Origin of the sequence: Mesorhizobium sp. WSM3626 (assembly GCF_000513935.1) — a bacterium.
Classification (GTDB): domain Bacteria; phylum Pseudomonadota; class Alphaproteobacteria; order Rhizobiales; family Rhizobiaceae; genus Mesorhizobium; species Mesorhizobium salmacidum.
The window spans coordinates 18,744-39,270 of record NZ_AZUY01000051.1 but is presented as its reverse complement, the minus strand read 5'-3'; the positions used below and the strand labels follow the sequence as shown (position 1 = coordinate 39,270).

The following is a 20,527-nucleotide window of genomic DNA, read 5'->3' as shown; positions in this document are numbered from 1 at the left end:
CCGCGTGGCGAGCCATTCGAGAGGTTTCGGCTGGTTTTGCCAAACCGGTTTCCCGGCGCAGCTGACAGGCGTCCAGCGCCTCCTTTCTGATCCTAATGCTGATCTCGGCCTGTCAGACGCGAGCTTACCAACTACGGTTTCGGCGCCCTCTCATTCAGTTCAAGAGCATAACCGATGCCCCGTACCGTCCTGATAAGTAGCGTCGCACCGGACGCGCCTAAAAGCGCGCGTAAGCGATAGATTCCGACGTCAAGTGCATTGCTCGTCACTTCGTCGTCGAAGGCATAGAGACTGCCCAGCAGGAGCTCGCGCTGTGAAGTGCGACCAGCGCGGGTGAGCAGATGCTCAAGAATGCACAGTTCGCGTCGCGGGATCTTTAGAGGCTGACCACCGACCGAGACCTGGCGGCCGATTGGATCGAATGTGAGATTGCCAAACGTAACGTCGGAGTCGGCCTCCTGCCTTGATCGCCGCAGAACGGCTCGTATTCGGGCAATGAGCTCATCAGTCGAGACAGGCTTAGGCAAGAAATCGTCCGCGCCCCCGTTAAAGATCGCTATACGCGTATCTCGATCATCGAGGCTGCTCATGATGATGGCGGGAATAGAATGCCCTTCGCGCCTCAACCGCTTCAACCAGCCTAACGCACATCCGTCCGGCAGGGCTAACTCTAGCAGGAGAAATTCATAGCGCGCAAAACCAAATGCTACTGACGCCTCCTCGAGAGTAGGCACCACATCAACGGTGAAACCGTAGTCCAAGAGCGCTGCTTGCATCACCTGAGCAAGCTTTGCATGATGATCAACGAGTAGCGTTCGCATTTCGCATCCTATCGAAGAGGCTTGGCACGGATAGCGCTGTTGGCGCTGTTGAGGTGTGGAGCATTTTGTGAACTGGAGGTGCGCAATGTCCGCCTATCCTTCCAACGCATTGGCCGGCGTTGCAGAGCCTCCGGCCACCCTCTTGGTGGATTTCGGGCATGGCTCGGCCTGATGCGGGCTTCGCTTGGGATAGAGGATGGATGATACCCGCCGATTGTAGCCACAGGCCGCGAGCACGCACTTTCTTCCGTTGGCGGCTGCGAATGCAGGCGGCAGGAGCGTCCCTTTAACTCGGCAAAGGCCCCTCGACCGGCGATGAGGACGAAGCGAAAGGCGAGCTGCTGACGTTGGAACTCTCGTAGCATGTTCTCTCCGGCTGTGCGTGGCTGAGCTGAAACTGCTATCCACAAGTGTTCAAAGGGTCGTGTTCCAAAGGGAACCCGCCATCATCTTCTTGGCCGTCACGTGGCAAATCGCACGCCGATGCTGTGAAGAGGAAGGTTCAGTGCTCGCTGGCGCCGAACTTGTTGGCAGCCATCGAAATGATTAGCGTTTTGGGCAGCGCTCCCAAGCCAGCCAGACCGCCAGATCAGAAAGAGCACGCTTGCGAAATATCCTGCCTCGAAAAGCGGCGCGCAGGTTAGCGTCTTGACGATTGCCGCTCGGATGGAATGCGAGACGAGGTAAACAATGAGAGCGTTGGCGGGCAGGACCAACGCCATAACGTGGCAAAACATTCTCATGGGCACTGACGTTCTCCTGGCTTTCCGTCAGTCATGCTGCGCGGTGTTCGGCCGCAACATGGGTCTGGCAATTCTTCGCACAGACGTCGAGCCCAGGCTCCGCAGCCGATGCGGCGGCCGGCATGGTCGATGACCGTGATCATGCGATTGAGCTCGCCTTCGAAGTCCTCGTCGTCACAAATGCCGAGGATTTCACCCGCGTCATCGACGCCATAAAAAGGCATGACTCCGCGAGCAGGCCGCGAGCATCGGCCGCGGCGATGCAGATCGTGCCATCGAAAGCGGTCGGATAATCGGACATCCATCTGGAGCCGTCGCGGGCAACAAACGGGGCTGGTCATCGTAAATTCTCCACGCAGCGAGGTTCTCTCTTTTGGAGCCCCTGCCAACTCAGCAAAACGTCGAACGTTTTCCCGGTGACAGCCCTTATCTTGCGCCAGCCGACCGCGGAGGTCCTCGGCAAGGCCGTGCAAGTCTTCAAGGGACGCCGAAAAATAGCCACGTCTGCGATCTCAGTCGCATCGGCTGCGTTCAGATCCACGGCTTCAATAGGCCAGCGCCCCGTCTTGGGCACATTGTCTAGGGCGGCTAGCTTTCGAGAAGCTGACGAATATCAAAGGAATCGCGGTAAACGGGGGCGCCCCGAGAAACGACCTGAAAGGCGCTCACATGCGAAGAGCCAACACTGCTTGCCTGTCAGGGGATTCTTTCATTCCGGGTTCACGGTGTTCATAGCCTCGCATGACGCGGGTCGATCTGCGAGCCGGATCCAACTTACATACGGGCGCTGTTCTCAGCACCGACATTCCGCTTGCGACGAACAACGCCCACGCGGCTACGGCCCGCAGCCGGCGACCGCCTGGCCGAACAGAGCCCCTTGTTCCGGTTGACATGGCTATCTACGTTTGCATCAACACGTTGCGCTTCCGTGAGCCCGGCCGTCGCCCGCCTCTACCGGCGTGGGCGCATGGACAATCGCACATTCGAGTGGCTTACCTGGCTTATAGGTCAGCAACACGCGCAACCGCGCCTCACCGTAGATCCAGTCGGTCTTCGCCCGTTCGCCGACGGGAGGTGGCGGATCGACGACATGGCTTTCGATCCTCTCGGTTAGCACTCCGTGCTCCCAAAAGCCGCCGAGTCGGCTTCTGGAGACGGTGAGCCCCATCCGGTTCCGGTCCGCGCCTCGACCGCTCAGCTCGGCAAATCGCGCCAGCACGCTTGCGATGTGGCGAGCCGACGCGCCGCCACCGGGCGAGAGCCAAGTGATCAGCCATTTTCGCGCGTGACAGGTCCATGACACGAAAATTGCACCAAGATCGGACCGGATAGCCGATCGGTGTGCTGCAACAGGCATGTTCGGCCTCCATCGTACGATCTGATTTCCGACTCGCTTTGCCACAGCGCAGATCGCTGTCACTCCTGATATAGTCCCTAACGAGCAGCCCCGATCACCCTCTCAGCAAGTCTTGTCTGGCGAGCGATAATTTCTGAACCTTCATAGGAAAGGTGACCGCTGTCTCGGTAGAGGAATTTGCCATCTATTTCAGTTCTGCATGTTGTGTCGTCGCAGAGGAAGTCGTGGTAAGAGATAACTGATACGTCAGCCTTGGACGCCACTTGGTTCAGGAACTCGAGAGTGAGACCTCGGAACCGGCGGTATTCGCTGAGATCTATATTGCAGCCACTATGGCGCCCGAACAGGACACTGCCCCGGGCCTTTCGTTCAAGGCATTCGCCGATATCGAAGGTTCCGACTGGGGGTGGAGCAACAACAACAACTCGCTTTCCCAAGCCGCGGACGGCTTCGACGAGAGCCTTAATGCCCTCAACGGCTACAGCTAAAGAAGTTTCACGCTCCGTGGGCGTATCCGTCTTTAGATAGGCAGCGATGTCAAACGAGCTTGAGATGGCAACGGTCTTTATCTCCGGCCGAGTTTTCAAAATGCCCAAAACACTTTCATTGAATTGACTGCAGTCTTCGGCCGCGCGTGCATAGGGAGACGGTACGAGCCCTTTGATGAAGCTAGCCACTCCGATGGCTGGGGGGCACGCGCTCATCGTGAGCTGAGCCAGTCCGGCTCCCCCGACTGTTTTGGCCAAGCCGGGTACCAGCGCCATGGCAAATGAATCGCCCCAAACCAGCAATTCGGGCCTGTCTGTCGTCTGGCAGTCCTTGGGGATTTCCTGAGGAGGCAATCCGGGCCTGAAATCACATGCTCTTCCCAAACCATAATTGATCTGCCGGATCTTGTCGAAATCAACGTTGCTCTTGATTGCGACTGAGGGCCAGATGCCGAGGAGTAACGATGCTGCAACGAGCCCGGAGGTCAGTCGTAGACATGAGGTGTGGAATCCCCGCCTGAACGGCTCCTCCACGTATCGGTGAAGAGCCCAGCTCGCAACAAATGACGAACAAAGTCCCGCATAGATCGCAAGAGCAGGAGGCTCGCCCAGCCAAGCTGTGCGCACATAGACAAGAACGGGCCAATGGATCAGATAGAGCGAGTACGACACGTCCCCTATTTTTGCCATGCCTCGAACCACCACGTTGTCCGCGCTGGGCGCAAGCAGGAGGATCAAGGTTGCCCAGCAAACCAAGGCCGTATCCACGACCGGGTGCTGGTAACCGATAGGCAGGCTGGGAATAAAGAGGAGAAGTGTCAGCGCCGGGAGACGCAGTTTCGGAAGCTGGGCAGCCACGATAGGGATTGTGGGTAGCAAAGCCCCCAATGAACCGATGGCGAGTTCCCAAAATCGGGTCGGCAGAAGATAAAACGCAGCCGATGGATCGCGCGAGGCCAGATAGAGACATAGAGCCCAGCTTGCAACGAGGAGCGAACTAACTCCTCCCAGCCACCACTTCTTGGGAATCAAAACCAGGAAGGCAGGTAACAGCAGATAATACTGCTCTTCGACAGCAAGCGACCAAACATGAAGGAGAGGCTTGGTTTCGGCTGCCCCGGCGAAATAACCTGACTGAAGCCAGAGAGCGATATTGGCGGTAAATGTTAGCGCCCCGAGAACCTGGCTGCGGAACTCCCGCAGGCCCACCTCGGACAGGAAGAAAGGGGCAGCAATTGTCGTCAGCGCAATCACGGCATAGGCTGCCGGCAACAGGCGCTTGGCACGCCGATAATAGAATTCCCAGAAACTAAACCGCGATTGCTCAAGCTGCGTCCTGATGAGGCCGGTGATCAGGAAGCCCGAAATCACGAAGAAAACGTCAACGCCAAGATAGCCCGCGGCGAACGGTCCAAGCCGCGCATGATAGAAGACGACCAGCAAGACAGCAAGAGCCCGCAAGGCCTGGATATCCGTTCGGAAATATTGTTGCGTAGAGGATGGACTAGTTATTGATCTATCTTGAGTAACTGGCGGCTGCTGTATGGTATACATCTGGCTTCCTGGAAATGAAGATCGGAATATCGCGTCCCGATCATCCGTTGGACTTGACTGTCAGAGACAGACCATTCATTGGCAAAACAATGACAGGGAGCCCAACATTGGGCGCGGGCGGCTGCTTAAGTGCATGTGGTGGTGAGGCGCTTGGCCACTCTTCGTGGCATCACGTTCGGTGTAGGTGGTTAGACTCTCCGTCATTCCTGCGCCGCCCGACCGGCACCAGATTGTGAATTAGCGAAGCGGTAGGTAATTTGAAAAATTGTTTGTTTGGATGAAAAACATCCACACGGTGGATGGATCGGACATGCGGCAAGCTTTGCGGCGCTCTGATGCCGGTGCCGATCAGATCCGGCCGAAGGTGCCAAAGCTGGCCCCATCATGCATGAGGCGGATTTCTGTGCTCGCCTACAGGAGCTTCGCCGATTCGCATCGCGTCAAACTCTACAGCATGAAAACCGTCGAGCGGCTCGATGCCGAGATCAACTGGGGCACGGGCTTCGTCGGCAATTTTCCCAACGACCACGCAATCATCCGCCTGGTCGCGCCTTGCTACTCGAAGAATTTGAATGGTCGTGCGGAGGGCTCGCTATACGACGCTTGGTACATCAGTCAGCTTGGTACATCAGTCAGATGCGTGCGCTCGTCAGTTTACCGGCAGTGGCACGCTGATGTTTCCGGTACCTTTCGCGGAAGCGATGGCTCAGTAAGTCCCGGACGTGTTTCGAAAAGGACCAGGACTTAAGATGCAAGCTCAACGTTTGGCGTGGCCGCAGTGCGGGTGGGCATCACAAGAACGTCGCTCTCGAGATCCGCTGCCGTATCGAGGGTTCATATGCCCTGAGGGGTCGCGCTTTTGGCGGTTAGAAGGATGGCGCTGAAGCAACCACGAAAAGAAGCCTAGTCACATTGGTTTCCTTCCGACGAAGACAACCCAGCAGGGAGTCAACCTCCATCAGGAGTGAAGGCTAACTGATCCAATTGCCTACTCCTTTAAAAACTTACTTCACCCCTACACGATGCGCACTGACCCGTGCCGGAAAAGAAGAGTGTGACTGGTCAGCTTAGCCGCTGGCTGACGAGTAGGCTTCGCGCTCATCCGCAGAGATTTCTCGGATCACGCGACAAGGGTTACCAGCTGCAAACACTCCGGCTGGAATGTCACGTGTTACGATACTGCCTGCACCGATCACAGTGCCTGGTCCGATCGTCACGCCAGGCAGGATAATTGCCCCGGCCCCCACCCACACGTCTGATCCAATCTCAACTGGTTTTCCGTACAGTTGTTTCCGGCGAAGGGCAGCATCAAGTGGATGCATCGGCGTCAGGATTTGGACGCTTGGGCCGAAGAGCGCGTAATCACCTATACGAACTCGACAAGCATCGAGTACTATGCAGTTAAAATTGAAAAACACTTGCACACCTAGCTCTATGTTGGAACCGTAATCGCAGAAAAATGGTGGCTGTATCGACACAGTGTCTCCGCCTTTGCCGAAAATATGTTTACAAAGCGTCCGACGCAGGTCTTGGTCCGTATCACTGGAAGAGTTCATTTGCTGGCACAAAGCTCTTACCCTGTACCTCTCTGCAACGAGAGAAGGATCGAGAACATCGTAGGTCTCTCCAGCCAGCATTTTTTCAGTTTCGGTGCGCAGGGTCATTGAAGATCTCCTGGTGTAGAGGTTGTCGTCCAGCTTCTGACAGCAGGCTCATTTTTAGCTAGAAAACTAAGAGAAGGGGCATGGCAGGCCAGTTCCAGCTTATAGTCCCGCCGAGCCTACTGCGCACTTCAGTGCTGCGGCGACTCCACACTGCTTTTCCTAATGTGTGTTTCCCAAACATTGCAAATCGATTGCTATGATGGCGTCCATCGACGCCGTGAATGGCCGAGAGCCGCTCCCAGTTGGTCGGTCGTTCGATCAGGCACGGCGCGCCTCCAGCGATCTCGCGCCACGCGGCCAAGAAGGTCTATGCTCGTCAATGGCCCATCAGAGCACGGTCGGGCTAAACGCCAACCACCAGTGCCCCGCCGGCAAAGCCGGCACCAGCCGCCGCCAGCAGCAGTTTCTCGCCCGGATGAATGCGATTGGCGCCGTGAGCGATTGACAGCGACAGCGGTATCGTTGCGGCTGACGAATTGCCATGATCGGTGATGGTTTTGACGATGCGCGAGTCTTCGATGCCGAGCGACTTGCCCACCGCGTCGCAGATACGGGCATTTGCCTGGTGAGGCACAAAGCGGGCTACGTCTGCCGACGATAGGCCGGCCGCCCCCAGCGCTTGCCTGGAACAGCGGCTGATCATCTCCACAGCTTTGATGAAGACTTCGCGGCCGTTGGCGACGGTCATACGAGTTTCTGCAACGTCGATCTCGTCAGAAAACGGACGGTTGCTGCCGCCCGCCGGAATTTGGATCAGGCCATAAGCGGAGCCGTCCGAGGCGAGCGAGGAGCCGAGTATGCCGTGACCTGGGTCCCTCGAAGGAGCGAGCACCACCGCACCTGCGGCATCGGCAAAAAGGACGGCGCTTGCCCGCTCAGTCGGATTGATTCTGCGGCTCAATATATTGGCCGCGATGACGATGGCAGGCTTCTTGTTCAAGCCGACGAACCCGTCGGCAAAAGTCATGGCATAGATGAACCCCGCGCAGGCGCCGGCAAGGTCGACGGCGCCGGCGTGTTCGAGGCCGAGCATGTGCGCCACCAGCGGCGCACTCGGCGGGAGCAGATGATCAGGCGTCGAAGTGGCGAGCAGAAGCAGGCCGATCTCCTTGCGATCAACGCCTGCTGCCTCGAGCGCCTTGTCGCCTGCTTTTGTCGCCAGTCCAGAGAGGGTGTCCTGCGGTTCTGCCCAGAAGCGCGAGCGAATGCCGGTGCGCCGCTCGATCCAGCCGGGTTCCAGTCCTAGGCTCGCCTCGATCTCGGCATTGTTCACCTTGCGTGCCGGCACATGGTGGCCAAGCCCTACAATACGCGTCCTGTGATTCATGCGTTCGCAAGCTCGGTTGCCTCGTCTATTGTCGCGTAGAGCCGGTCGAGTTCGCCCGCCGTGACGCAATAAGGCGGCAGCACATAGATGATGTTGCCGAGCGGTCTGACCAGCAATCCGCGCTCGAGGAAAAAGGCGCGCAGCCTTGGGCCGACTTCGGCTAGATAGCCTGCGGTAGGGACGCGCAGGTCGAGCGCGGCAATCGTCCCGGTCGTGCGCACATTCTCAAAACGCGGATCCTGGCTGAAGCGCGCAATCATCTGCACCTGCATCCGCGACAGGGTGGCCACGCGCTGCGCCACAGGCTCATCCTTCCAGATGCCGACATTGGCGAGTGCTGCCGCGCAAGCAATCGGATTCGCGGTGAAAGAACTAGAATGAAAGAATGTCTTGGCCCGATCCCTGGAGAAATGCGCACGGAAGATCGCATCGCTGGCAAGCGTCGCTGCAAGCGGCATCGAGCCGCCGGTCAGCCCCTTCGAGGTGCACAATATATCGGGCGCGATCCCGGCCGCTTCGCAAGCGAACATGGTTCCGGTCCGACCCCAACCAGTCATCACTTCGTCGGCGATGAAAAGCGTTTCACAACGCTCGGCGATGCGCTTCAGTTCGGTGAGAACCCAGGCGGGATACATGAGCATGCCGCCCGCGCCGAGCACCAGCGGCTCGACGATGAGCGCGGCAACGCCGCGGTCGCACGTCAGCTGTTCGAAGGCATCGAGTGTTTTCTGCTCCTGGCCCGCGGCGGGGAAGGGGATGGTGTCTACCGCAAACAGCAGGGGCTCGTATGCTGCATTGAAGACACCGCGCGCGCCGACGCTCATGGCGCCGATCGTATCGCCGTGATAGCTGTGTTCCATGACGACGACGCGCGAACGCGGAGTGCCGTTGTTACAGTAGAAGCCGAGCGCCATTTTGAGTGCCACCTCAACACTTGTCGAGCCGCTGTCCGAATAGAAGACCCAGTCGAGCCCCGCGGGCGTCATGTCGATGAGTGCCGAGGCCAATTGCTCGGCCGGCTCGTGGCTGAGGCCGGCAAAGATCACCTGGTCGAGTGTCTCGGTCGCGTCCCGGATCGCCGCCATGATCTTCGGGTGACGATGGCCGTGGGTAACGACCCACCAGGAGGAGATCGCATCGAAAATGCGCCCTCCGTCCGATGTTTCCAGATAAGCGCCACCGGTCCGCGCGATCAGCGGCATGGCCGGTTCGACCGCGTGCTGGGTGAAGGGGTGCCAGACAGCTGAGCGGTTCATGCCGCGACCCCATTGAAAGCGGCCATGTCGAAATGTGTGGTGATGGCGACGCGGAGGGTGTCGGGTGTCAGCGGGTCGAGCAGGGGCAAGCGGCCAAGCACGCGCACCTGGCCTATGCCGGCGATCGTGCACTCGGTGTCGGGCCTCGCTTCACCGACAAAGGCAACACCAAGCAAAGGTATGTCACGGTGGCGCAGCGCCTCGATCGAGAGAAGCGTATGGTTGATCGTGCCAAGCGCGGTGCGCGCGCACAGCACGACCGAAGCTTGCCACCGGGCGAAAACGTCGATGAACAGGGTCTTGCGTGTGAGCGGTACCAGCAGGCCGCCGGCGCCCTCGACAACCAGCGGGCACTCGAGCTCCGGCAGGGTGAGGCGGTCAGGTTCAATCGTCACTCCCTCTAACTCCGCGGCGCGGTGCGGCGACAGCGGCTTCGACAGACGGTAGGCTTCCGGCACGATCCGCTCCGGTGGCAGCGCTGCCAGGCGGGCGGCGGCCTCGCTGTCGGTCCCGCCGTCCAGCCCTGACTGAACGGGCTTCCAGTAGGCGGCGCCAAGCGCTCCAGCCAGGCCGGCGCAAACGACTGTTTTGCCGATCCCGGTATCGGTACCGGTGATGACAAAGATCCTGCTCATATCGATATGTGCTCCCGTTCTTCGGCAAGTGCATTAAACAGCGCCGCAACATCGCACTCGTTCACGTTCAGTGTCATTGAGATCCGCAGCCGTGCCGTGCCTTCTGGCACGGTTGGCGGTCGAATGCCGCGCACGTCGAACCCGCGCATCTGCAGCGCCTCGGCCAGCGCCATCGCACGCGCGTTGTCGCCGATAATGACGGGCAGGATTGGCGAGCCGCTCGCGGGCAAACCCAGCATCTGAATTTTCTGGCCGGCAAGAGCCACCAACTTGGCCAGGCGCTCGCGCCGCTCGGGCTCGTCGGCGAGGATGTCAAGTGCGGTTGCAGCCGCTACTGCCATCAGCGGCGAGGACGCTGTGGCATAAATGAACGGCCGGCAGCGGTTGATGAGATAATCGCACAGCACCGCGGGCGCGGTGACGAGGGCGCCCGACGCTCCCAGCGCCTTGCCGCAGGTGTGAAGCACCAGGACATTATCGCGCCCCTCGAGATCTTGAGCGAGACCGCGGCCGCCCGGACCATAAACGCCAGTGGCGTGCGCCTCATCGATATAGAGGAATGCATCGTGACGGTCTGCGATCTCGATCAGTTGGCGCAGCGGCGCCCGGTCGCCATCCATGCTATAGAGGCTCTCGACCACGATCCAGGCGCGGCCCGCGCCGCCGGCCGCGCGCCAGGACTGGATTGCGTCTTTCACCGCATTCGGATCGTTATGCCCGGCAATCTTGACCTCGGCACGACCGGCTTGCGCCCCCTCATGCGCGCTGACATGGACGAGTTCATCCAGCACGACCAGATCGCCCTTCTGGGGCAAGGTCGTCAGCACCGCGAAATTGGTGACATAGCCGCTGCCGAAAAACAGCGCGCGCTCGGCGCCGAAAAAATCAGCTGCCTTGGCCTCCAGCGCCTCGTGCTCGGGCGTGTTGCCGCGCAACAGCCGCGAGCCGGTCGCACCGACAGGCGTACCGGCAGCAAGCGCTTCCGTAAGCGCCCGCGCAATGCGCTTCGAACGCGCCAGGCCGAGATAGTCGTTGGAGGCGAAGTCGAGCCCTGAGCGGGCGGTCAGGCTGCGCAACCGGTTCTTGCGGGCGAGCCCGCGCAGGCTGGCCTCGTAGCGGTCGAGCAAGGTTCGCCCGTTCACAGGGCTTCGCGCGCAACCGGCTTGATGCCGAGCCGGTGCAACAGGGCGCTGTCCTTGTCTTCTCCGGGATTCTCGGCGGTGAGCAAGGTGTCGCCAACGAAGATGGAGTTGGCGCCGGCGAAGAAGCACAGGGCCTGCATCTCGTCGCTCATCGCCGTGCGGCCGGCAGATAGGCGCACATCGGATTTTGGCATGAGGATGCGGGCGAGTGCGATGGCCCGCACGAATTCGATCGGTTCGATCGGATCGGCCTCTGCCAACGGCGTGCCGGCGATCGGGATCAGCATGTTGATCGGCACGCTCTCGGGCGGCGACGGCAGGTTGGCGAGTGTAACCAGCATGTCGATGCGGTCAGCCTTCTCTTCGCCCATCCCGACAATGCCGCCGCAGCAGACATTGATGCCGGCCTCGCGGACATTGGCGAGCGTGTCCAGCCGGTCCGCAAAGGTCCGCGTCTTGATCACCTCGCCATAGTAGCGTTCCGACGTGTCGATGTTGTGATTATAGTAATCGAGGCCGGCCTGTTTGAGCCGGTGCGCCTGGTCGAGGTCCAGCATGCCGAGTGTCATGCAGGTCTCCATGCCGAGACCCTTCACACCCTCGATCATGGCGAGCAAGGCGTCCATATCGCGGGCTTTTGGGCTGCGCCAGGCGGCTCCCATGCAGTAGCGTGTGGCGCCTGCGTCCCGCGCCTTCCTGGCCTCGGCGATGACGCTTTGAACCTCCATTAGCTTCGAGGCCTCGAGGCCCGATTCATGGTGCGCGGATTGGCTGCAATAGTTGCAATCTTCCGGGCAGCCGCCAGTCTTGATGCTAAGCAGGCGCGACAGCTGCACCTGGTTTCGCTCGAAATTCTGGCGATGGATCGTCTGCGCCAGGAACAACAGGTCATTGAAGGGCAGGTCGTGGATAGCTTCGGCCGCCTCCCGGGTCCATTGCGGGGGCATTCCGTCGAATGAGCTCGCCGCAGCGTTCGGGTACAATTCGCTGTTCATTCCACCTCCATTTTCCGAAAAAGCGTTGGCTGTAAGTCCCGTTCAGAGGAGACCGCTTGGGCCTCGGTCGGCCTGGTCCGTCATGATCTGCCCACCAGCGCTGGTACGGGCAGGGTATTGCAGGCCTCATCGAGAATGCAAAAGGTGTAGCCTCCATCACCGTTGCGCCCGACCGAGTAGCTCAGTCGATCAACAATGCGATTATCCTCATCGAAGGTCAGCACACGCGGCTTCAGCGCGATCAACTCAGCCTCCTGGATATAGACCGAGTTGCAGATGATGACTTGATCGCCAGGCTGGCAGGTGCGCGCCGCGGCCCCGTTGAGGACACAGCAGCGCGATCCGCGCTGGCCAAGGATCACATAGGTGGAGATCCGTGCTCCCGAATTCTTGTTCCAAAATGCCTGCTTCCTCGCAATGGTCGGGGTCGAGCGTGATTGAGCCATGGTAGTTGAGGTTGGCTTCGGTGACGTAGATGCCGTGGAGCTTGCCGGCGACGATCTTACGCATTCGTTATTCCTCCTACACGAACTGCCGTTTTTATAGGGGCGTTGCACCCAGGGTCCTTCAGTTCAGGCGTCTGTTGCAGTTGCCATCAATCGACGCATCAAGTCCGATGTCGAGGATCGGAGCACTGTGTGTGAGCCAGCCGACCGAGATGAGGTCGACGCCCGTCGCGGCAATCGCCCGAGCCGTTCTCGGCGTCACTCGGCCGGAAGCCTCGGTGATGGCCCGGCCGCCGACCATTGCCACCGCGCGGGCAAGATCATCGAGCGCCATATTGTCGAGTAGAACCGCGTCTATCCCCAGCGCGAGCACGGTTTCGAGCTGTTCAAGCGTTTCGACCTCGACCTCAATCTTTACCATGTGGCCTGCGGCAGCACGCGCCCGCTCTATCGCCGTGCGAATGTCCCCAGCGATGGCGATATGGTTGTCCTTGATGAGCACGGCGTGGTCCAGCCCGAAGCGGTGATTGGCGCCGCCGCCGACGCGCACGGCGTATTTCTCCAGCGCGCGCAGCCCGGGTGTCGTTTTGCGCGTGCACGCGATCTTGGCTTTGTGGCCGTGCACGGCCTCGACCAGCGCCGCAGTGGCGGTCGCAATGCCGCTCAAGCGGCAGAGGAAATTAAGCGCCGTGCGCTCGGCCGCCAGCAGACCGCGCGCTGGTCCGCACAGCTGCGCGATTGTCTCGCCGGCCGCGACATCGCTGCCGTCCGGGCGCCAGATACGCATGTCGATTGTCGGGTCCATGAGCATGAAAGCGAACGCTGCCAGGTCGAGCCCGGCAACAACGCCGACGTCCCGCGCCTTGAGCTCAAGCTTGGCTTCGCGATCGTGAGGGATGATCGCATCACTCGTGAGGTCGCCAGCTTGGCCTAAATCCTCCAGAAGCGCATTGCGAACGATCGGTTCGATGACGATTGAAGGAAGAGGCGAGAACGACACCATATCAGGAGCTCCCTGCCGACGCGAGCCATCTGTGCGCAACCGCAGTCTCGAATGCCGTGCAGAGCGTCAGCCGCGACGGGCGGGCGGCAGCTTCGCGCCCGGGGAAATCCGACCGGCAATGCGAACCGCGGCTCTCCTCGCGACGAAGTCCCGCGATAGCGATCAACATCGCGACCAACGCCGGATCGGCCGCAGCATGACCGCCAACGGCGATCGGCAGCAATGTCGTGATGGCTTCGCGCAGCGTGTTGCCGTTGCGGACAATCCCAAGCGCATTGGAGGCCAGCCGTCGAATAGACGAAGGGTCCGGCCGCAGGGGCGCGATCGTCGGAAGCCTGGACCACTGCCAGCCAGCGCCAGTGCCTGCTACGCTTTCAGCCACCCACACGGCCGTGGCGATCGCTTCGGCCAGCGAATTGCTGGCGAGCCGATTGGCGCCGTGCAGCCCGGTACATGCGACCTCGCCGCACGCCCACAAGCCGGCAACGGAGCTGCGGCCTTCAGCATTCACGGCGACACCGCCCATGTGGTAGTGCGCCGCCGGGCGCACCGGGATCGGCTCGACGGCAGGATCGATGCCGGCCTGGCGGCATGCCGCCTCGATGGCCGGGAAGCGTTTTGCGAATTTCGGGCCGAGGCATTGCCGGGCATCGAGGAACACACGATTTCCCGCCTCGAGCTGAGCGAAGACCGCCCGCGCGACCACATCACGCGATGCAAGCTCGCCGCCAGGCACGCCGGAGAGGAAGCGTCGGCCGTGCTCGTCGACGAGTATCGCGCCTTCGCCGCGCACCGCTTCGCTGACCAGCGGCATCGGCCGGTGTGCAGTTTCGAGCGCGGTCGGATGGAACTGCACGAACTCGAGATCGGCAAGTTCTGCCCCGGCACAGGCAGCGAGCGCCAGGCCCTGCCCGAACGAGGTAAGCGGGTTGGTCGTATCGCAAAACAAACCGCCGACACCGCCGGTCGCGAGCACGACGCGGCGCGTGGGTAATGCGACCACACCGTCGTGTCGGGCCGCCACTACACCTACGATTCCACCGGCCGAGACGATCAGGCGTAGCACATCTATGCCTTCCAGGACCGTGATCGACCGTGTCCGCCGCACCGCGGCGACCAGCACACGGAGCAACTCGCGGCCCGTGGCGTGGCCGGCCGCGTGCACGATGCGGCGGCGCGAATGCGCAGCCTCGAGCCCTAACAGCAAGGCTCCATCTAGGGTGCGGTCGAAGGAAGCGCCTAGACTGATGATGCCGTCGATCGCGCGAGGTATGGCCTCGACAACCCGCCTCACCATCGCTTCGTCACAAAGCCCATCGCCGGCGGCAAGTGTGTCGGCGAGGTGCAGTTCGGGGCTGTCGTCGGCGCCGAGGCTCGCCGCTATCCCGCCCTGCGCAAGGGTGCTGGAGGCTTCGGTTCCCATCGGCGTTCTGCAGAGAAGGACGACCGGTTGCGGCGCCAGGTGAAGCGCCGTCATAAGTCCCGCAACGCCAGCGCCGATAACGACTGGCGCGCCGCCGATGTCGTGCAAGTCGGCGGTCATATGGCGAGCATACGCTCGACCGACTGTCGAGCCCGATCCGCGATCTGCGGGTCGATCGTCACGACATGACGGTTCTGCTCGAGCGCGGTGCGGATGTTGGCCAGCGTGATGCGTTTCATGTGCGGACAGAGATTGCAAGGGCGGATGAATTCGACCTCTGGATGCTCAACAGCAACGTTGTCGCTCATCGAGCATTCGGTCATCAGCACGACCCGGCTGGGCTTGTTGCGCCCAACATAGTCCGACATCGCCGCCGTCGAGCCTGCAAAATCCGCCTCGGCGACAACGTTCGGCGGGCATTCGGGGTGGGCGAGCACGGTAATTCCCGGATGCGCCTCGCGCAATTCGCGGATGTCTGCCGGCGTGAAGCGCTCATGCACCTCGCAATGGCCCTTCCAGGCGATGATCTCAACGTCCGTTTGAGCGGCGACGTTCTTCGCCAGATATTCGTCCGGGATCATGATCACGCACGGCACGCCAAGCGACTCGACCACAGCCCGCGCATTGCCCGAAGTGCAACAGATGTCCGCTTCGGCTTTCACAGAGGCGCAGGTATTGACATAGGTGACGACTGGCACGCCGGGGTAACGCTCCCGCAGCAGCCGCACATCTGCGGGCGTGATCGAGTCGGCCAGCGAACAGCCGGCGCTGACATCCGGGAGGAGCACGGTCTTGGCCGGATTAAGGAGCTTCGTAGTCTCGGCCATGAAATGCACACCGGCGAGCACGATGACATCGGCGTCGACCGTCATTGCCTCCCGGGCGAGCGCCAGACTGTCGCCGACAATGTCTGCTACGCAGTGGAAGATCTCGGGCGTCTGATAGTTGTGAGCGAGGATCACGGCGTTGCGCTCGCGCTTGAGCGCCAGAATGGCGTCGATGTCGTCGGAAAACGCGGACCACTCGATCCGCGGAATCACGCGCTGGACGCGGTCGTACAAGGATGCGCTCGATGGCAACGCGGTGGTCATCGACACCTCCGGTTATACTCGACCTGAATATAAGACGCATATTCTTGCGGTGAGTATAAGAGGATTGTCAAGCCCGCGTGAGCGGCAATTTTGTCCCGGCAACGGCCCTCTCGTCGAGAACCGCATGGCGAAAGCGATAAAGCTTAGCTGGTCGACCGCCCGTATCGGCGGTGGTCTCGCCGGTTTGCTCGACCAACTCCTGCTGCTCGATCAGCCGACGAAAGTTCGGCTTGTGGAGGAGCCTGCCCGCCAGGGCTTCCACGGTTCGCTGCAACTGTAGAAGGCTGAAGACCGGCGGCATCAGTTCGAAAACCACGGGCCGGTACTTGATCTTGGAGCGCAGCCGCGCAATCCCCGTAGCCAGAATCCGGCGATGATCGGCGATCATCGATTCACCTGCAACCGACCGAGCGGCCGAAGACTGCCCGCCGGTCGCCTCTCCCACCATGGCTGCTTCGTAGAGCAGCTCATAACGCTGGAGCGTCAGTTCCTCATTCCATGTCCCGTCGTCGAAGCCGAAGGCAACCGCCGACCGCTGCCGGCGCTCTCGGCGTGTCTCATTGTCACCTGCGCTATCCGCCCACTTGAGCAGGCGCGGCCGCAAAACCTTCGACAGTATCGATGGAGTACCGGAGCGGTGGTCCTCCCAGGGAAAATAGTCGTACCATCTCTCCCAACGGCGCCTATCCGACTGCGTTGCCTCTTCTTCTCGAGTAAGTGCGAGATAGCTGATCGATATCACACGCTGGCCGGTGCCGACCCGGTCGCGATCGGCGAAGGTGTAGAGCTGCTCTATGTAGCCCAGCGGCTGCCCGGTCTGTTCTTCCACCCACGACCTGAGGCCCGACTGAAGGGAACGATGGCCGAGTTCGAATGGACCGGAGGGCAGCGCGTTTGCTCGGCCGATTGTGAGAACGCGAGGCTCATGATCGTTCACCGCGACAACAACGGCGATCAGGTCCGCTTTGATGTCGTTGGCGTTGCTCACCCCTGTGCCTTTCCTGATTCCTTTTGCGTGGTCGTCCATGTTCCCTGTTTTGTTGGAGCCGCTGCGAAAAACGAAGCGTTCTATAATCGATTTAATAGAGCCTGTACCAAGCCTGTCGGCACGTCAACAGCGCAGCCATGCCCCACCGAATTGCCCCCGATCAGCTTGGTCTTCGCAAAGGAGATTGCCGGCTGCTTCAGCCGCCCTTCCGGCCGCTCGCTCCTGCGCTGCTGAGGCGCGCCCGCGAGCGGCTTCGCCACCCCGGAGCTGCCCGAACAAACGCCATCAAAACGCCGCCGAGTTCGAAGACTGAGGTTGTCTTAAGGCTTGACGCCCCCTGACCGGCGAGGCGCTCCGTCGCAATAGTCTCACGACGGAAATCCAAACAGATTCGCCCTGTGAAGGGGGCTTCGGCTCGCTTTGGATCAGGTCCCGGGCGTCCGTGTCGGATGTCAAAATACCCCAGACGCTGGTGCGTCACGGCGGCTGGAAAGCTGTCGATTGCCCTCGTAGAGCAGCGCCGTTGGCTCCAGCGAAATTGCCGGGCAGCGCGCGCCTGCAGCACAGGAAGTGGGCGCAACAAACGGGTGTGAGGCGCATGCGGCGCAAGTGGCAGACACAGCGGATATAATCTCGTCACGAACAGATATGAGCCAAGCCGCCGCGTGCAGCACCTCGCGGCGTTGCAACCGACAGGGCGCTGGTGCATGGATATAGACGCGACAAAGTGGATCTTGGCTGTGTCATGCGTTCTGCACCGGACCGGCCTCCCGAGGGCACAGGCGAGCATGGGGGGCTAGTCTCTGGGTGGCCAACTGTGCGGGTTGCGAGGACCGAGCCTTATTTGCCGAGTGGCTCGGTGGAGGAGGGGTAAGATGACCGGCTCGAGATTTGCGAGGCCAATCGTCGTTCAGATTGGCCGTCGTGGTGCAGAGCGAATCGTGTTCGATGTCAACGACGTAGCCACAATCTTGCTGCGGGATTTCAATCGCAAAACCGAGAAACGGAAGATAGCAATGGACGCCTGTCTGCAAGTGTTGCGAGGTGAGGCCCATCCAGCTGTCGCTCGGCGTGCTTTCGTGGCCGCGGCGCTCGAAGCGCAAATTCTGCGTTGCGACTGAGGCATCAGGGCTTACTCACCGCTTTGCACTGCAAATTGAGACAAATCATTTGCCTCAACAGTCAGCGACTCCGCTATGTGGCTGGATAAAATGCGCCCGCCGCTGGTTTGTCGCCATTTGCGCGTAAGGCGCTCAAGGGCGGGAGAAAAACGGTGTCGGTTGATGCCGTTTACGAGCCTGGCCCGTCGGTCGCTCGATTGAAAGCTTTGTTTGAGGTGCAAGCTCTTTGGCACTCAATTCGAGCAGACGCTCGTCCAGTTCCTTATCCGCAGCGGTAAGTCGATGATTTAGACGTAGATAGTCCGTCCAGGTCGGCGTACGAAAAGTCTCTGTCCAACGGCAAGGTTCTTGAAGGTCGCGCTGCAGGGTCCAGTGCCGAGCACCGACACGACTTTGAACCCGTCGCCGTTCACGCATGTGCTCCAGGAAAGCCTCGACATGTTTTTCCGGTATCAAGTAGTCGATCTTAACGACGATCGGGCCGCTTCTTGGCTTCAGATCGAGGGCAACCGCAGGCGCATCGAATCCCTGAGGGTCTTGGTCTGATTCTCTCCATTCGCGGATGGGCAACAGGAACCCGGTTGCAGCGGCCAGCAACAGAGCTCCAGCGGAACTTTCAAGTGCCCAGCTCAGGGAATAAGTCTGAGCAACCGTGCCCCACAGCCAACTGCCGACTGCGATGCCGCCGGAGCAAAACGCATAATAGATCGACAGGGTGCGACCTACGACCCAGCGCGGGCTCGCCAATTGCACACTGACGTCAAGTCCAGTCCAAGTGACCACCCAACCCGCGCCGCCGAGCGTGAGCGCGATAGCGGCCACTGCAAGCGATGGCGTCAGAGCAAGTGAGAGCGCACACGCCGCGCAGGCAATGCAGGCGAGCGTGATCAGTCGCTCCTGAGAGAGCGTTCGTCGCAGGACGTTGTTGCAGATACCGGCGGCGAAGGCGCCGGTGCCGAAGCCGGCCATCAGGATGCCATACGCGATTGGCCCTGCGCTCAACTGATCGCGAGCAACCAGAGGAAGCAACGCCAGTATCGCGATGCTGGCCAACCCAAAAAGGGTCCCGCGTGCGATTGCCGCCTTGATCTCTGAAGACATCGCCGTAAAGCGCACCCCGTCATGGATGGCCGTGGCCATTGACTCGCGCGGGAGAGGTGAGGAGGGGACCTTCCATTTGCAGCGCTGTATGGTCCACAGCAGGGCCAGGTAGCTCAGCGTCGCCAGGGCGAAAGCGCTCAGAGGCCCAAAAGAGGCAACGACGAAGCCGCCAAGCGCCGGGCCGATACTGCGAACAGCATTATATCCGACCGATATTAGCGTAACGGCAGCTGGAACATCGCTCTTGCGCAGAACATCGCCAACCGAGGCATGCCAAGCGGGGTCGGTGAACGCCACGCCGCATCCCGCTAAAAAGCTCAATCCAAGGACAATCCAAGGGTCGACAAGTTCCAGCGACACCAGGCAGGCCAGCAACGCTGATGCCAGCGCTATCACGCACCAGCCAGCGAACATGACTTTGCGGCGGCTGAAGTTGTCGGCGATAGCCCCGGCAAACACAGACAGAAAAAAAGCGGGCAGCGTCGTTGACGCTTGTACCAGCGCCACGTTCAGATCGGACTTCGAGATCGTTGCCATCAGCCAACTAACCGCAACAGTCTGCATCAGCCAGCCAAGGCTGGAAACCTGAGTGGCCAGCCAAATCGATCTAAATGTCAGATTCTTGAGCGGCGCAAACGTTGTTGGAGATACTCCATCCGCATCTGCGCACGACGGCTTGCTCATCTTCTCCGAACCTTTGACCGTTTGCTGGTCCTGTTGACGCGCGTCCCCGCTTCGCGAATTGCCGTCGCCCAGGAGCTGGATGAGGTGCATTTCCTCCTCCACGGCGCAAGATGTTTTCGCCCGAACCGCTCTCGTGGTCGAAACGAATGTTTCTTGTGGAGGAATGATCGGACCAAGTTCTGCAAAAATAGGCGTCCATCTCCTGGGGCTGCAGCACCCGAGGTCTTTGAAGCCGATTGGCACGGTTGTAGATAATTCGGTCCTAGCCTGCAGGACAGATTGGAGCGTCGCTGGCCGTGACGTGCGCTGCGGTCGCGGCCAGCGAGCACGCTATGCCTGGGCAGCAAAGAGGTCGGTCACGTTGGCCGCCGCCACTCGCCGCAGACCGCCGGGATTGGCGTGCCCGGCGCAGCTGACATTTGACCCAGCAACCAAGGCAGCCGATCCGCCAAACGCTTCTCGGGCAGGGCTGTCGCAGACAGCTTTTCTTCCTGCCAAGCGGCTGCTGAGGGTCATGTCTCACCTGCGTGATTTGGTCAGGGAATCACGGCAGATTCATACCCCAGGCCCGTCGACGATCTGGGCGTTGTAGACCGCACGGAGCGGGTGATGCTGCTCACAGTCAAAGGAGCGGCATCGGATTGGGTTCGGCCGTGCCACGACCAGATCGCGGCAAGTCTGCGCACCT

Annotated in this window: 17 protein-coding genes and 2 pseudogenes; 2 read left to right on the top strand and 17 right to left on the bottom strand. The window is 60.6% G+C overall.

Annotated elements, in window-relative coordinates:
• Nucleotides 1–131 precede the first annotated feature (131 nt).
• From M653_RS0126330 to M653_RS0126305, 5 genes and pseudogenes are all read right to left on the bottom strand, one after another.
• Nucleotides 132–821: a response regulator transcription factor gene (locus tag M653_RS0126330; protein ID WP_027146008.1), complete on the bottom strand. Its 690-nt coding sequence runs from the start codon at nucleotides 819–821 to the stop codon at nucleotides 132–134.
• 461 nt (nucleotides 822–1,282) lie between these two features.
• A complete protein-coding gene (locus M653_RS01000000133575) occupies nucleotides 1,283–1,543 on the bottom strand; it encodes an exopolysaccharide production repressor protein (RefSeq protein WP_245262363.1) in 261 nt (86 codons plus the stop codon).
• A gap of 52 nt (nucleotides 1,544–1,595) precedes the next feature.
• Nucleotides 1,596–1,865: pseudogene (locus M653_RS1000000137860) on the bottom strand (ferredoxin).
• Between the two features lie 609 nt (nucleotides 1,866–2,474).
• Nucleotides 2,475–2,921, bottom strand: coding sequence for a hypothetical protein (locus tag M653_RS1000000136965; protein ID WP_156938275.1), 447 nt, complete (start codon nucleotides 2,919–2,921; stop codon nucleotides 2,475–2,477).
• 77 nt (nucleotides 2,922–2,998) lie between these two features.
• Nucleotides 2,999–4,963 carry an acyltransferase family protein gene (locus tag M653_RS0126305; protein WP_084636887.1) on the bottom strand — a complete coding sequence of 655 codons (1,965 nt, stop codon included), beginning with the start codon at nucleotides 4,961–4,963 and terminating at the stop codon, nucleotides 2,999–3,001.
• Nucleotides 4,964–5,240: 277 nt separating this feature from the next.
• Between M653_RS0126305 and M653_RS0126300 the strand changes: the two genes are divergently transcribed.
• Nucleotides 5,241–5,711, top strand: a complete 471-nt coding sequence (locus M653_RS0126300; protein ID WP_027146005.1) for a transposase — start codon at nucleotides 5,241–5,243, stop codon at nucleotides 5,709–5,711.
• Nucleotides 5,712–6,030: 319 nt separating this feature from the next.
• Here the strand turns inward: M653_RS0126300 and M653_RS1000000136100 are convergent, their stop codons facing one another.
• From M653_RS1000000136100 to M653_RS0126250, 11 genes and pseudogenes are all read right to left on the bottom strand, one after another.
• Nucleotides 6,031–6,627 (bottom strand): sugar O-acetyltransferase, encoded by a 597-nt coding sequence (locus M653_RS1000000136100; protein ID WP_245262362.1) that lies wholly within the window; start codon nucleotides 6,625–6,627, stop codon nucleotides 6,031–6,033.
• Nucleotides 6,628–6,970: 343 nt separating this feature from the next.
• A complete protein-coding gene (locus M653_RS0126295) occupies nucleotides 6,971–7,954 on the bottom strand; it encodes a beta-ketoacyl-ACP synthase III (protein WP_027146004.1) in 984 nt (327 codons plus the stop codon).
• Nucleotides 7,951–9,210: an adenosylmethionine--8-amino-7-oxononanoate transaminase gene (locus M653_RS0126290; RefSeq protein ID WP_027146003.1), complete on the bottom strand. Its 1,260-nt coding sequence runs from the start codon at nucleotides 9,208–9,210 to the stop codon at nucleotides 7,951–7,953. The genes M653_RS0126295 and M653_RS0126290 overlap by 4 nt, the downstream gene beginning before the upstream one ends.
• Entirely contained in the window at nucleotides 9,207–9,845 is a 639-nt protein-coding gene (gene bioD, locus M653_RS0126285; RefSeq protein WP_027146002.1) for a dethiobiotin synthase, read from the bottom strand. Before bioD ends, M653_RS0126290 begins: the two co-directional genes overlap by 4 nt.
• Nucleotides 9,842–10,987 carry an 8-amino-7-oxononanoate synthase gene (locus tag M653_RS0126280; protein WP_027146001.1) on the bottom strand — a complete coding sequence of 382 codons (1,146 nt, stop codon included), beginning with the start codon at nucleotides 10,985–10,987 and terminating at the stop codon, nucleotides 9,842–9,844. The genes bioD and M653_RS0126280 overlap by 4 nt, the downstream gene beginning before the upstream one ends.
• Nucleotides 10,984–11,982 (bottom strand): biotin synthase BioB, encoded by a 999-nt coding sequence (gene bioB, locus M653_RS0126275; RefSeq protein ID WP_027146000.1) that lies wholly within the window; start codon nucleotides 11,980–11,982, stop codon nucleotides 10,984–10,986. Before bioB ends, M653_RS0126280 begins: the two co-directional genes overlap by 4 nt.
• Before the next feature lie 80 nt (nucleotides 11,983–12,062).
• Nucleotides 12,063–12,492 (bottom strand): annotated as a pseudogene (locus M653_RS1000000134700) (aspartate 1-decarboxylase).
• Nucleotides 12,493–12,549: 57 nt separating this feature from the next.
• Complete coding sequence (nadC, locus tag M653_RS0126265) at nucleotides 12,550–13,431, bottom strand: carboxylating nicotinate-nucleotide diphosphorylase (protein WP_032936148.1); 882 nt, start codon at nucleotides 13,429–13,431, stop codon at nucleotides 12,550–12,552.
• A gap of 1 nt (nucleotide 13,432) precedes the next feature.
• Nucleotides 13,433–14,974 carry an L-aspartate oxidase gene (locus M653_RS0126260; protein WP_027145998.1) on the bottom strand — a complete coding sequence of 514 codons (1,542 nt, stop codon included), beginning with the start codon at nucleotides 14,972–14,974 and terminating at the stop codon, nucleotides 13,433–13,435.
• Complete coding sequence (gene nadA, locus M653_RS0126255) at nucleotides 14,971–15,945, bottom strand: quinolinate synthase NadA (RefSeq protein ID WP_027145997.1); 975 nt, start codon at nucleotides 15,943–15,945, stop codon at nucleotides 14,971–14,973. The genes M653_RS0126260 and nadA overlap by 4 nt, the downstream gene beginning before the upstream one ends.
• 67 nt (nucleotides 15,946–16,012) lie before the next feature.
• Nucleotides 16,013–16,972 carry a membrane protein gene (locus M653_RS0126250; protein WP_027145996.1) on the bottom strand — a complete coding sequence of 320 codons (960 nt, stop codon included), beginning with the start codon at nucleotides 16,970–16,972 and terminating at the stop codon, nucleotides 16,013–16,015.
• Between the two features lie 836 nt (nucleotides 16,973–17,808).
• On the opposite strand from M653_RS0126250, the gene M653_RS0126245 reads away from it, so the two are divergent.
• The gene (locus tag M653_RS0126245; RefSeq protein WP_027145995.1) at nucleotides 17,809–18,054 is read left to right on the top strand and encodes a DUF982 domain-containing protein; all 246 of its coding nucleotides are present in this window, start codon (nucleotides 17,809–17,811) and stop codon (nucleotides 18,052–18,054) included.
• A gap of 132 nt (nucleotides 18,055–18,186) precedes the next feature.
• Here the strand turns inward: M653_RS0126245 and M653_RS0126240 are convergent, their stop codons facing one another.
• The gene (locus M653_RS0126240; protein WP_027145994.1) at nucleotides 18,187–19,839 is read right to left on the bottom strand and encodes an MFS transporter; all 1,653 of its coding nucleotides are present in this window, start codon (nucleotides 19,837–19,839) and stop codon (nucleotides 18,187–18,189) included.
• Nucleotides 19,840–20,527: the final 688 nt, after the last annotated feature.

Coding starts and splice junctions, on each gene's coding strand:
- M653_RS0126330 (WP_027146008.1), bottom strand. CDS start 821: ATGCGAACGCTACTCGTTGATCATCATGCAAAGCTTGCTCAGGTGATG.
- M653_RS0126245 (WP_027145995.1), top strand. CDS start 17,809: ATGACCGGCTCGAGATTTGCGAGGCCAATCGTCGTTCAGATTGGCCGT.
- bioB (WP_027146000.1), bottom strand. CDS start 11,982: ATGAACAGCGAATTGTACCCGAACGCTGCGGCGAGCTCATTCGACGGA.
- M653_RS1000000136965 (WP_156938275.1), bottom strand. CDS start 2,921: ATGCCTGTTGCAGCACACCGATCGGCTATCCGGTCCGATCTTGGTGCA.
- M653_RS0126295 (WP_027146004.1), bottom strand. CDS start 7,954: ATGAATCACAGGACGCGTATTGTAGGGCTTGGCCACCATGTGCCGGCA.
- bioD (WP_027146002.1), bottom strand. CDS start 9,845: ATGAGCAGGATCTTTGTCATCACCGGTACCGATACCGGGATCGGCAAA.
- M653_RS0126305 (WP_084636887.1), bottom strand. CDS start 4,963: ATGTATACCATACAGCAGCCGCCAGTTACTCAAGATAGATCAATAACT.
- M653_RS0126250 (WP_027145996.1), bottom strand. CDS start 16,972: ATGGACGACCACGCAAAAGGAATCAGGAAAGGCACAGGGGTGAGCAAC.
- M653_RS0126240 (WP_027145994.1), bottom strand. CDS start 19,839: ATGAGCAAGCCGTCGTGCGCAGATGCGGATGGAGTATCTCCAACAACG.
- M653_RS1000000136100 (WP_245262362.1), bottom strand. CDS start 6,627: ATGACCCTGCGCACCGAAACTGAAAAAATGCTGGCTGGAGAGACCTAC.
- M653_RS0126300 (WP_027146005.1), top strand. CDS start 5,241: ATGAAAAACATCCACACGGTGGATGGATCGGACATGCGGCAAGCTTTG.
- nadC (WP_032936148.1), bottom strand. CDS start 13,431: ATGGTGTCGTTCTCGCCTCTTCCTTCAATCGTCATCGAACCGATCGTT.
- nadA (WP_027145997.1), bottom strand. CDS start 15,945: ATGACCACCGCGTTGCCATCGAGCGCATCCTTGTACGACCGCGTCCAG.
- M653_RS01000000133575 (WP_245262363.1), bottom strand. CDS start 1,543: ATGGCGTTGGTCCTGCCCGCCAACGCTCTCATTGTTTACCTCGTCTCG.
- M653_RS0126290 (WP_027146003.1), bottom strand. CDS start 9,210: ATGAACCGCTCAGCTGTCTGGCACCCCTTCACCCAGCACGCGGTCGAA.
- M653_RS0126260 (WP_027145998.1), bottom strand. CDS start 14,974: ATGACCGCCGACTTGCACGACATCGGCGGCGCGCCAGTCGTTATCGGC.